This window comes from Candidatus Synechococcus spongiarum (genome assembly GCF_900047545.1).
In the GTDB taxonomy this organism is placed as follows: domain Bacteria; phylum Cyanobacteriota; class Cyanobacteriia; order PCC-6307; family Cyanobiaceae; genus Synechococcus_B; species Synechococcus_B spongiarum_C.
The window spans coordinates 1-11,626 of record NZ_FITM01000001.1 but is presented as its reverse complement, the minus strand read 5'-3'; the positions used below and the strand labels follow the sequence as shown (position 1 = coordinate 11,626).

The 11,626-nt window shown below is 61.5% G+C and carries 11 protein-coding genes and 1 pseudogene; 5 read left to right on the top strand and 7 right to left on the bottom strand.

Annotated features, from left to right (window positions below):
* Positions 1-206: 206 nt before the first annotated feature.
* From FLM9_RS00055 to thrS, 4 genes are all read right to left on the bottom strand, one after another.
* Complete coding sequence (locus tag FLM9_RS00055; RefSeq protein ID WP_074456679.1) at positions 207-1,727, bottom strand: NAD(P)H-quinone oxidoreductase subunit 4; 1,521 nt, start codon at positions 1,725-1,727, stop codon at positions 207-209.
* A 104-nt stretch (positions 1,728-1,831) separates the two neighbouring features.
* Entirely contained in the window at positions 1,832-2,770 is a 939-nt protein-coding gene (gene thrB / locus FLM9_RS00050) for a homoserine kinase (RefSeq protein ID WP_074456678.1), read from the bottom strand.
* 16 nt (positions 2,771-2,786) lie between these two features.
* Complete coding sequence (locus FLM9_RS00045) at positions 2,787-3,869, bottom strand: glucokinase (RefSeq protein ID WP_074456677.1); 1,083 nt, start codon at positions 3,867-3,869, stop codon at positions 2,787-2,789.
* Positions 3,866-5,677: a threonine--tRNA ligase gene (gene thrS, locus FLM9_RS00040; RefSeq protein WP_074456676.1), complete on the bottom strand. Its 1,812-nt coding sequence runs from the start codon at positions 5,675-5,677 to the stop codon at positions 3,866-3,868. The genes FLM9_RS00045 and thrS overlap by 4 nt, the downstream gene beginning before the upstream one ends.
* 94 nt (positions 5,678-5,771) lie before the next feature.
* Here thrS and FLM9_RS00035 point away from each other — a divergent pair, with 94 nt between their 5' ends.
* Positions 5,772-6,215, top strand: coding sequence for an NINE protein (locus FLM9_RS00035; protein WP_074456675.1), 444 nt, complete (start codon positions 5,772-5,774; stop codon positions 6,213-6,215).
* Positions 6,216-6,278: 63 nt separating this feature from the next.
* Here the strand turns inward: FLM9_RS00035 and FLM9_RS00030 are convergent, their stop codons facing one another.
* From FLM9_RS00030 to FLM9_RS00020, 3 genes are all read right to left on the bottom strand, one after another.
* Positions 6,279-6,827: a glycoside hydrolase family 24 protein gene (locus FLM9_RS00030; protein WP_218969694.1), complete on the bottom strand. Its 549-nt coding sequence runs from the start codon at positions 6,825-6,827 to the stop codon at positions 6,279-6,281.
* Positions 6,828-7,133: 306 nt separating this feature from the next.
* Complete coding sequence (gene trpS, locus FLM9_RS00025; RefSeq protein WP_074456674.1) at positions 7,134-8,159, bottom strand: tryptophan--tRNA ligase; 1,026 nt, start codon at positions 8,157-8,159, stop codon at positions 7,134-7,136.
* Positions 8,159-8,662, bottom strand: a complete 504-nt coding sequence (locus FLM9_RS00020) for a DUF8668 family protein (RefSeq protein ID WP_102135436.1) — start codon at positions 8,660-8,662, stop codon at positions 8,159-8,161. The genes trpS and FLM9_RS00020 overlap by 1 nt, the downstream gene beginning before the upstream one ends.
* A 221-nt stretch (positions 8,663-8,883) precedes the next feature.
* Here FLM9_RS00020 and FLM9_RS00015 point away from each other — a divergent pair, with 221 nt between their 5' ends.
* From FLM9_RS00015 to FLM9_RS07760, 4 genes and pseudogenes are all read left to right on the top strand, one after another.
* A complete protein-coding gene (locus FLM9_RS00015; RefSeq protein ID WP_257242926.1) occupies positions 8,884-9,783 on the top strand; it encodes a metal ABC transporter substrate-binding protein in 900 nt (299 codons plus the stop codon).
* Positions 9,780-10,523 carry a metal ABC transporter ATP-binding protein gene (locus tag FLM9_RS00010; protein ID WP_074456672.1) on the top strand — a complete coding sequence of 248 codons (744 nt, stop codon included), beginning with the start codon at positions 9,780-9,782 and terminating at the stop codon, positions 10,521-10,523. The genes FLM9_RS00015 and FLM9_RS00010 overlap by 4 nt, the downstream gene beginning before the upstream one ends.
* A 17-nt stretch (positions 10,524-10,540) precedes the next feature.
* Positions 10,541-11,407, top strand: coding sequence for a metal ABC transporter permease (locus FLM9_RS00005; protein ID WP_074456671.1), 867 nt, complete (start codon positions 10,541-10,543; stop codon positions 11,405-11,407).
* A gap of 106 nt (positions 11,408-11,513) precedes the next feature.
* Positions 11,514-11,626, top strand: a pseudogene (locus FLM9_RS07760) (photosystem II q(b) protein); the annotation flags it as partial.

The window sequence follows — 11,626 nt, the reverse complement described above, 5'->3', positions numbered from 1 at the left end:
CAAAACTCGGGTTTTATATAGCTCGGGTGGTCGCGGGACAGCAGAAGCAATCAATCAAATACTATCGGAATGTGGCAAAATAGTTAATATTTTTAAAGTAGATTATAGACGTAACGTTATGGCTGAAATGAAATGGACCCATGCATAGCTAGCTGATGCTGAATCCCCAAATTTTGAATTTTTATTTTTGATAGACAAGCACGAACTCAGCCACTAAGCACCGCCGCCGCAGTCTCAGTGATGGCCGTGGTGGTGGGTTCATACAGCCCAATGGCCAGTTGGGGCCAAAAGCCAATGGCCAAGGTGGGGACCAGCAGACTGAGGGCAATGACCAACTCCCGGGGACTGGCGTCCCCCACCTGGGCCAAGGCGGGAATCCTCGGCCCGAAAAACACCCTGCGGCACATGGAGAGGAGATAGACAGGCGTCAGCACCAGGCCCACCGCCGCCAGCAGCACCGCCACCACCCGGAATGCCGTGGTGAACTGATCCGCAGAGGTGATCCCCAGAAAGACGGTGATCTCACTCACAAAGCCACTCATGCCCGGCAGGGCCAGGGAGGCCAGGGAGCTGGTGAGAAACAGGGCAAAGGTGACCGGAATGGCCTTGGCCAACCCCCCCATGTTGGGAATGGATAGGGTGCGGGTGCGCTCATAGAACACACCGGTAACAAAAAACATGGCTGCTGCAATCAGGCCATGGCTGATCATCTGCAACATCACGCCACTGAAACCCAGGCTGTTGATGGTGGCCAACCCCAGGAGCACAAAGCCCATGTGGCTGATGGAACTACAGGCAATCCGCCGTTTCACGTTATCTTGAGCCAGGGCGTTGAGGGCGCCGTAGATGATGTTGACGATGCCCAGAATCATCAGTGCCGGCGCCAACTGGGCGTGGGCATCCGGCAGCATCTGCACGTTGAAGCGCAGCAGGGCATACCCTCCCATCTTCAGCAACACACCCGCCAACAGCATGGAAATGGGCGCACTGGCTTCGCCATGGGCATCGGGGAGCCATGTGTGCAGAGGAAAGACGGGTAGCTTCACGCCAAACCCCACCAGGAAGCCCAGGTAACACAGCAAGGCCACGCTGCCCTGGGGAGTATGGCTGGCCATGGTGGCCAGATCAAGGCTGAAGCCGTCCCCCATAAACGCCAGGACCAGGCCGCTGAGCAGGATCAGCAGGGAGGCCAGGGCGGTGTAGAGGATGAATTTGGTGGCGGCATATTGCCGACGGGGGCCGCCCCAGATGGAGATGAGCAGATAGACAGGCACCAACTCCAGCTCCCAGGCCAGGAAGAACAGCAGGAAGTCCTGCGCTAGAAAGACCATGGCCTGGGCAGACGCCTGCACCAGCAGGAGGCCATAGTAGAGCCTGGGCTTGCGGACCAGGGGCCAACTGGCCACCGCCGCTAGCAGGGTCACCAGCCCGCTGAGCACCACCAGGGGCGCTGATATCCCATCGGCAGCCAGGGACCACTCCAGCTCGATGGCCGGAATCCAACTGATGCGCTCCATCAGTTGCAAGCTGCTGCTCTCGCTGACAAAGTGACGGCTGAACACCAGCACCATCAACAGCAGATCCGCTGTCAAAGTGCTGACGGCAATGGCTCTGGGTCCCGCCACCCGATCCCCTGGCAGCAACGGCAAGATCAGTGCAACCAGCAGGGGCAACAGCACAATGGTGCTCAGCCAGGGAAAAGCGGAACTGGAAAGAGCGGGAACCATGGGCCAAACCGCAGAACAAAAGAACGGACCCGCCCTGCCAAAGGACAGGGACCACGGGTCACCCTATCAGCTTCCGTCAGGCCTCTGAGTATAAATACCCAAATTCATTCCACAGCCTGGCAGACAGCAGGGAAGTTCTGGAGTCCCACGGCGTGATAGTGGGCTTCCACCTCCTGCTCCTGCCAGGCCTGCACCATGGCCTCGCCCACGCTCGCCTCCACCTCCCGACTGCTCAGCGCCAGGATGGTGGGACCGGAGCCACTGATGACCGCTCCCCATGCACCGGCCGCCAGGGCCGCCTGCCGCACCTGAGGACCGTGGGGAATGAGAGGCCAGCGGTAGGGCTCATGGAGATTATCGCGGAGGCCGTCGCCGATCAAGTCGCCGTCGCCGTTGCGCAAACCCGAGAGCAGCACCGTGAGGGCAGAGAGGTTACTGACCGCATCCTGTAGGGGAACGCTCCAGGGTAGAGAACGCCGGGCCTCACTGGTGGAGAGGCGCAGGTTGGGGATGGCCACCACGGCCCGCACCCCCTCATGCCAGGGACAAGACACCACCCGCCACCGCTGACTTGCGACCTGGGATGTGAGACAAAGTCCACCTAGGAGGGAGGGCACCACGTTATCCGGATGACCTTCCACCGCAATGGCCAGCTCCAGCAGTTTTTCCCGACTCAGGGGCTTGCCAATCATGATGTTGGCGCCACAAAGGCCAGCTACAATGGCGCTGGCACTGCTGCCCAGGCCGCGGGCAGGGGGTGCGGACAGGGAGATCCTGGCTTCCAGAGGGATGGGAGGATGGCCAGCAGCGTCCCAGGCGCAGCGGGCCGCTCGATAGAACAGGTTATCCCTGCCGCCCCGCAGGTGGGATCCCTCAGGGCCGTCCACAACCAGGTCAAACTTCTCGTCCTGCCCCGTCAGCCGCCGCAGACTGAAGCGGTTGTTGAGTTGCAAGGCGGCGCCCAGGCAGTCGAAGCCGGGTCCGATGTTAGCAGTGGTGGCAGGTACGGTGATGACGCACCGCTCGCAGGTGTTGTCTGACACAACAGTCCCGGTATTGTTAAGAATCAGTGTCCATGTTGCCCCACGGTCCGCGCCCTGGCCCGGTGGATGTTGATGGTGGACCGGCCGGTGAATGGGCCAACTGACAGGCTCGCTGAGCTGCAGCGAACAGGCCGGCCTCCGGTGCAACCAGAGCGTGAATGGGTACCTTGGCTGCAAGGGGCTGAAGCCGCCCCATCCTCTGGAGACGGCGCAGAAAACGGGGCGAGCGCAGTTGGGGCAATTGCTTGGCTGTCACCCCACCCGCCAGCCAGAGTCCTCCTGTGCAGAGGCTGGTGAGGAGGAGATTGGCCGCGGCAGTTCCACAGGCCTCTGTCCAGAGGGCCAGAGCTTCTTGACAGAGCCAGTCTCCCTGGGCAGCAGCAGCAGCAATGCGCCCAGGCAGGTCCGCGGTCGGGTTGATGCATTGGGTTGTCAGAGGGTGGGGACCTGGATGGGTGCTGAGCAACCAGCGACCAATATGCCCCAGGCCTGTGCCGCTCACCACCCGCTCCAGCGAGAGACGCTCCAGACCCAGATCCGCCAGCAGCCACTGCTTCAGTTGCCATTCCCGTGGGTTGCAGGGGGAAAACTCCTGGTGTCCCCCTTCGCTGGGGCAACTGCACAACCCGGTGGATGTGGAGATGCCCATGGCCATGCCCACCCCTGTCCCCAGTCCCAAAACGGCCACCGTTCCACCGGGTTGCGGTTCGCCGGCCTGGAGTTCCACCACCATGGCGGGCTGAAGGTGGGGCAGCCCATAGACCAGCACAGCAACGTCGTTAATCACCTCCACCGCAGAGAGTCCCAGGGATCGGGCCAACTGCTGCTGGTCCACCACCCAACCCAGGTTGGTGAGACGGGCCTGGCCCTGCTGCACAGGTCCCGCCACGGCAAAGCAGGCACCAGCAAGCTGTATTGGACCCTTGCCCGTACCCTGTCGCTGGAGGAAGTCCGCCAGCATCCGGTCAAAGCAGGGCCACTCTCGGGAGACGTAGCGGCGTTGCCGTTGTGGGCACAGGCCCTCCCCCGTGAGGGTATAGAAGGCCAGCATGGTCTTGGTGCCCCCCACGTCGGCCGCCAGCACCGTGGTGGTGGTCATGGCATCAGGGTGGCGCGGCGACTGGCAACAGCGTCCCGGGCCAACTCAACTAGCCTGGCTTGGGCCATGTCGCCCAGGTTCCCCTGCCGCCGGGTGCGCAGGCTCACGGAATCTGTCTCCATCTCCTGTTCGCCAAGGATGCCCAGCACGGGAATTTTCCGGGTCTCGCCGTTGCGAATCAACTTACCCAACCGCTCCCCACTGGCCTCCACGGCGGCGCGCACGCCCTGGCTGCATAACCGAGTGGCCAACTGTCGGGCCGCTGTCAAGGCGGCGGCCGTCACCGGCAGGATGCGAATCTGCTCAGGCGCCAGCCAGAAGGGCAGATCTCCCCCATACTCTTCGATGAGGATGCCGATGAGCCGCTCCAGGGAGCCAAAGGGGGCCCGGTGCAACATCACGGGCCGTTGGCGGGAGCCGTCCGGCGCCACGTACTCCAGATCAAAGCGCTCCGGCAGGTTGTAGTCCACCTGCACCGTGCCCAACTGCCACTCCCGCTCCAGGGCGTCACAGAAGAGGAAGTCCAGCTTGGGACCATAGAAGGCGGCCTCCCCAGGCCCCTCCACACTCTCCATGCCCAGATGGTCCACGGCCCGGCGAATGGCGGCTTCCGCCTGATCCCAGGCCTCGGGGCGGCCAATCATTTTGGTGTTTCCGGGACCACGGAAGCTGAGCCGGGCCTTGAATTTTTGCAACTCCAGATCCTGGAACACCGTGAGAATCAAATCCACCACCTGTAGGAACTCCTCGTCCAACTGCTCCGGGGTGACAAACAGGTGACTGTCGTCCACGGTGAAGCCCCGCACCCGGGTGAGCCCCCCCAGCTCCCCGCTCTGCTCATAGCGGTAGACGGTGCCGAATTCCGCCAAGCGGTAAGGCAGGTCCCGGTAGCTGCGCAGTTCCGCTTTGTAAATCTGAATGTGAAAGGGGCAGTTCATGGGCTTCATCACGAAGCCCTCCTCCAGGGCGCGCCCAGCGTCGTTCTCCGCCATGAGCGGGAACATGTCCTCCTTGTAGTTCTGCCAGTGGCCTGAGATGCGAAACAAATCCACCCGAGCGATGTGGGGTGTGATCACGGGCTGATAGCCCCGCCGCTGCTGCTGCTGGCGGAGATAGTCCTCCAGCAGGCTGCGCAACTGGGTGCCCCGGGGCGTCCAGAGGGGCAGGCCGGGACCCACACTGTCACTGAAAAGGAACAGGCCCAACTCCCGGCCCAGGCGCCGATGGTCCCGCCGCTGTGCTTCCTCCCGGCGGCGCTTGTGCTCCGCCAGTTGTTCCGGGGTTTCAAAGACGGTGCCGTAGATGCGCTGCAACTGGGCCCTGGTCTCGTCCCCCCGCCAGTAAGCCCCGGCCACGGTCTCCAGATCCACGGCATTGGGATTGATCTCGGCGGTGGTGGCCACGTGGGGACCTGCACACAGATCCCACCACTGATCCCCCAGGTGGTAGAGGGTGATGGGCTCCTGCAGGTCCGCCAGAATCTCCAGCTTGTAGGGCTCGCCGATGGCCTCGATCCGCCGTTGGGCTTCTTGGCGACTCACCTCTTCGCGACGAAAGGAGAGATTCTGCCGCAGAATTCTCTGCATGCCCTTGCGAATTTTCTTGAGGTCCTGGGAGGTGAAGGGTTCCGGGGCGTCAAAGTCGTAGTAGAAGCCCGTCTCTGTCCAGGGGCCGATGGTCACCTGAACGTTCTTGAACAGATGTTGCACCGCCATGGCCATGACGTGGCTGCAACTGTGGCGGATCCGCAGCAGCTGATCGCTCTCGCTGGTGCGGGGCAGGTGCAGGGGGGCAGGGGGGGTTGACACAGGGGCGGACTATGAATGACCTCAGAAAGCAGAACAGGCCCGGAAGCTAATCTAGACTTCTCCAAAGCTCAGCAGCAGACCAGATGGAGTCCCGATGAACCACATTCCAGATCGTGCTTCACGCGAAGAACAGCGCAGTGTGGGGATAGCGTATCTTCTCTGGGCTGCATCCATGTTGGGTGTGGCGGGGTTGCACAGGTTCTACACGGGACGCTGGGGAACAGGACTGATTTGGCTGTTCACGGCTGGGCTCTGCGGCATGGGCAGCCTTGTGGATCTGTTTCTCATCCCTGAACAAGTGCGGTCGTTTAACCGGTTAGCCGTGGGGCAGAAGAGCCAGCCGCCGATGGCCCTGGGGCAGGGTGTCCTTGCCTTGGCCAGACATCGGGGTGTGCGGGGTTTTACCTTCAATGACGCCGTGTTGGAGCTGGGGCATTCTCCTGAGGCGATCCGCCTGGAGTTGGAGAACTTGATGAAGGAAGATTGCCTCCACGTCACCAATGACCTGGAGGGACGAATCATTTATCGGGAGCCTTGATGGTCACGCCCCTCTTCCTTTGGTGCAGGCGTGAAGGGGCGGCCTCAACCCAGGCTGGCCAGTTTAGACCTCCGTCTGAATGCGCAGCAATTCCAACTGCTGGTCGTAGAAGGCCTTCAAATGGCTCCAGGACTTCACGGACTGGCCGTAGCCGTAGTAGCTGCCTCCTGAGTGGGTGGGCAGGGAAGCCCATTCCGGGGCCAACTGGTGCAGAGCTTCACGGGTGAGGATGCCCCGATTAACGTTGGCCTCTTCCGCGTCGCTGAGGCGGAGGCGAATCAACCGGTGGGCCACTTGGTCTTGCCGGAGGGGGGAGAAATCCCTGATTCCCAGCCAGCCTGAAACTGTCTCCCAGGTTGCAGGCATGAACTGGTAAGCACCGGCAGCACTACTGTTGAGGGCGGTTTGTGTGCGGACAACGTGGTCGGGGTGCTTCGAGAAGGGATCGGAGCCAGGGATCACCTCGGAGATGAGACGCCCTCCGTAGATCACCTGATAGCCAGCCTCGGCACCACCCCTCCAGGTTCCTTCTGCAAAGCGGATGGTGCGCAGGAGGGCTTCCATGCCATTGCTGATGTCGTCCAGGTAGCGGGGAGTGGCTGCGTTGGCCACGGTGGCCGACTGGGGATGATGAAGTGCTGTCAGGGTGCGGGAAAGAGGAAAAGCTTGGGCAAAGGCAGAGGGTGAGGTGGAGGTCAGGGCAACAGTTCCCAGAAAGGACAAAAGGAGGCCTTGGGGAGGCGTGCATAGGCCCATGGGGCGCAAAGAGAAGGACACAGCCATAAAGCCTGGCTGAATTTCTCTAAGACGAATCGTAAAATGTCCGATTTGAGAAGTGAACCCTAATTGTGGGGATTTTGATTGTGTAATCCTAAATCCACGCCAGGATGGCGAGTTTGTCAACAACGCCTCAGGACGTCAGGACAACTCCAGGTTGCGAGGCACCAGACCCAGGGCCGTGCGCACCCGCTCCAGGGAGGCCTTGGCTACCGGTTCCGCCCGCTGCCGCCCCTGGCTCAAGACACGATCCAGGACGGCGGGATCCCCCATGAGTTCCCCATGGCGCTGCTGAATGGGGCGCAGGGCGTCAACCACCACCTCACTGAGCATCCCCTTGAATTGTCCCCAGCCCATCTGGCCACACTCTTCAGCCGCCGCGGCGCGACTGCCACCACTGAGGAGGGCATAGAGCGCCAGTAGATTGCTTGCTTCCGGTCGCTCCGGGTCGTCAAAGGTCAAACCTGTGGCTGCATCGGTCTTGGCCCGCTTGATCTTTTTGCGCACCACCTCCGGAGCATCCAGCAGGTTGATGCGGCTGTTGTCGTTGGGATCACTCTTGCTCATCTTGTTGCGGCCGTCGGTCAAACTCATCACCCGTGCCCCCTCCGGAAAGATCAACGGCTCGGGCACGTTGAGAATGGTCTCCCTATGGGGGGCAAACCGTGTATTCAAGCGCTGCTGGGCAATATTGCGGGCCAATTCCAGGTGTTGCTTCTGGTCTTCGCCGACAGGTACCAGGTCGGCGTTATAGAGGAGAATGTCTGCGGCCATGAGCACCGGATAGTCCAAGAGACCCACGGAGGTTTGACTGCCCTGTTTGTTGGCCTTCTCCTTGAATTGGATCATGCGCTCCAGCCAATTGAGCGGGGTTATGCAGTTCAACAGCCAGCACAGTTCACTGTGGGCTGGCACATGGCTCTGGACAAACACCGTGGCCAATTGAGGGTCAATGCCACAGGCCAGGTAGAGGGCTGCAGTTTGCCGGGTCTGGTGCGCCAGCAGGGCTGGATCATGGGGAACGGTGATGGCGTGCAGGTCCACCACACAGAAGAAGGTGTCGTGCTGATGTTGCAACTCCACCCAATTGCGGATTGCCCCCAGCCAATTGCCCAGGTGCAGTACACCCGTGGGCTGGACTCCCGAGAGAACCCGCTTACGCTCCATCACGCCTCTTCCGGCTGTAGGGAGTCTGCAGTGGGATCATCGTCCGTCAAAGGATGACCTTCTGCAGCGGGGTTGGGCGGCTGATCGTCCTCCGGAGGCTTGGGTTCCTGTTTGATGGGGCGGGCCAGGGGATCGGGGCGTATGGCCGGTGCCTGGTTTTTTGGCTGTTGTCTGCCGCCATGATGACCGGGACCACTATGTTGGGGGAGCTGGGTGGCCAGGTTCTCCTCACTGAGCTGACCTTGCTCCACCATTTGGGCCATGGTCCGCAGGCAAAGTCCCAACGCCGCCACGGTGGAGCGCAATTGGAAACGCTCCTGGATCAACCGGGCTGCCCGCAGTTCGTTGTCGCTTAAGCGGATGCGCAGGGACCCCTGCTCACGGCCCGGAGAGCGGCTCGACCGCTCTCCAGACAAACGCCGCGCCGTGCGGCGCTCAACACCAGGGGGGTGGTCCCGGGGATACTCTTGCAGCCCCAGGCCCAGGTCTTCATTGATTGCCATCTCCGGCTCTCACTCCATTCCTTGCCGAAACTGGACGGCGAAAGTCTCGGGACAACTTACCACACGGCCCATCTTTGCCCACCCCGCCACTGGTTAGGTCGAGTCCAGCACCATGGAAGGATAGGTTGCCCGGGAACTGGATCCCCCAGAAGACTGAGATGACACCACATCGGTCTTCCCATCTTTTGTGGCTTGGGGTGCTTGGGAAGCCTGTATCCCTGATGGTGGCGGTTGCCCTCGTGGGACTGGTGGGCTGCACAGCCGCCCAACCGGTGCGCCAGCAGGACACCAGCCGCCCCAAAGTGCTGGCCAGCTTCACCATCCTGGCCGATATGGCCCAGGCTGTGGCAGGAGACCACCTAGAGGTGACCTCCCTCATCAAGTCGGGCGCCGAGGTTCACAGCTATGAACCCACACCCAGTGACCTGCGGCAGGCGGCGGGGGCGGTGCTGATTGTGGATAACGGCCTCAATATGGAGAGTTGGCGGGAGCGCTTCTACATCAATTTGCCTGACCACATCCCGCGGGTGACCCTTACCCAGGGCATTGAACCACTGTCCATCGATGACGCCGCGGTTGCTGGTCGTCCCAATCCCCATGCCTGGATGTCACCCCGTCTGGCCATGGTGTACGTGGAGAATCTGCGCCAGGCCTTCACGAAGATTGCGCCAGAGCACGGGGAGGACTTTGCCGCCAGCGCAGCAGCCTACAACCGACAACTGCTGCAACTGGATGAGGAGTTGCGCCAGACCATCGCCCGCTTACCGGAGGAGCGGCGCCTGCTGGTGACCTGTGAGGGGGCCTTCAGTTATCTGGCCCGGGACTATGGCCTGGACGAAGCCTATCTCTGGCCCGTGAACGGGGACTCCGAGGTGACGGCGCAGCGGCTGGCGGGGGTCATTCGCCTGGTGGAAGAGCGCCAACTGCCGGCAGTGTTTTGTGAAAGCACGGTGAGCAGCACTGCCCAGGAGGAGGTGGCAGCCGCCACCGGGTCCCGTCTGGCTGGCGTGTTTTACGTGGACTCCCTCTCTGGCCCCGAAGGACCTGCCCCTACGCTTTTGGAGTTGCAACGCCACAACATCCGCATCCTGATGGACGGCCTCCTGCAAGACTCACCATGACCACCACCCCTGGCGCCACGGAACCGCCCCACATTGTGGTGGAGAACCTGAGCGTGAGCTACGCCGGAGTGGTTGCTCTTTCCAAGGCCAGCTTACGGCTCAATCGGGGTACCATTTGCGGCCTGGTAGGTATGAACGGCGCGGGCAAGTCCACCCTGTTCAAGGCCTTGATGGGCTTTGTGCGCCCTTCTACAGGAACCATTTACATCAACGGCCAGTCCGTGGCCCAGGCCCAGCGCCGTCAGGTTGTGGCCTATGTGCCCCAGGCGGAAAGCGTGGACTGGGATTTCCCCCTCAACGTCACCGACGTGGTCATGATGGGACGCTACGGATCCATGGGCCTACTGCGCAATCCACGGCGCCGGGACCACGAAGCCGTGCACCGCAGCCTGGAGCTGGTGGAGCTCTGGAACCTGAGGCAGCGGCAGATCGGCGAGCTTTCCGGCGGTCAACGCAAGCGGGCCTTCCTGGCCAGAGCTTTGGCCCAAGGGGCTTCGGTGCTGCTGCTGGACGAGCCCTTCAACGGCGTGGACGTGCGCACGGAGAAGCTGATGGCTCAGTTGTTCATGGGCTTTCGGGGTGAAGGACGCACCTTGCTGATCTCCACTCACGACATGGATCATGTCACCGGTTTTTGCGACCAAGTGGTGCTGATCAATAAAACCGTCCTGGCCTACGGGGAGACCAGCGAAGTGTTCACGCGGGAAAACCTGGCGCGCACCTTTGGGTGCAGACTGTAAGAAGGGGGATAGGGTTGATGGATCCCGTCAGTTGGCTGCTGGAGCCGCTCCAGCATGTCTTCATGGTGAAGGCGCTGCTGATCAGTGCCGTGGTGGGGGGGGTGTGTGCCCTGCTCTCCTGCTTCATGACCCTCAAGGGATGGGCCTTGATGGGGGATGCCGTCTCCCATGCCGTGCTGCCAGGCGTGGTCATTGCCTATGCCCTGGGCTTACCTCTTGCCGTGGGCGCGTTTGTCTTCGGGGTGGGCTCCGTGGCGGTGATCGGCCTCATCAAACAGAGCACCCGTGTGAAGGAAGACACGGTGATCGGCCTGGTGTTTACGGGTTTCTTTGCCCTGGGCCTGATTCTGGTGTCCAAGGTGCGCAGCAGTCTGGATCTGATGCACATCCTCTTTGGCAACGTGCTGGGCATTCGTCCCCAGGACTTCCAGCAAACCCTTGTGATTTCCGCATTGGTGCTGGTGATACTGATGGTGTTTCGTCGTGATCTGGTGCTGTTCTGCTTTGATCCCACCCATGCCCGATCCATCGGCATGTCCACGGGATTTCTGTACTATCTGCTGCTGTCCAGTCTGTCCCTGGCGGCGGTGGCGGGCCTGCAGACCGTGGGGATCATCCTTGTGGTGGCCATGCTGGTGACTCCCGGAGCCACGGCCTACCTGCTGACGGACTCCTTTGGCACCATGGGTGTGCTTGCGGTGGCATCGGGTATCCTCTCCAGCCTGCTGGGGGCCTATCTGAGTTACTGGTCCGATGCGTCGCCAGCGGGTTGCATCGTGGTGGTGCAAACCCTGCTGTTTGTCATGGCCATGGTCTTTGCGCCAAAGCATGGACTGCTGCGAAGGGGTCGCCACAACCCATCGCCCCAGTTACCGGACCCGTAGTCTTCTCAAGGTTTAAGAAGCGTTAACTGTTGTGCCCTGGAGGGCCAGACTTCTTAGCCTTGGCTTGCCGCCCCTGTGGCGGTTTTTCCTACATCTGACCGCACTCATGACAACCGTCATTCGCAGCAGTGGTTCAGTTGGCAACTGGCAGCGATTTTGCCAGTGGGTGACCAGCACCGACAACCGCCTCTACGTGGGCTGGTTCGGTGTGCTGATGAT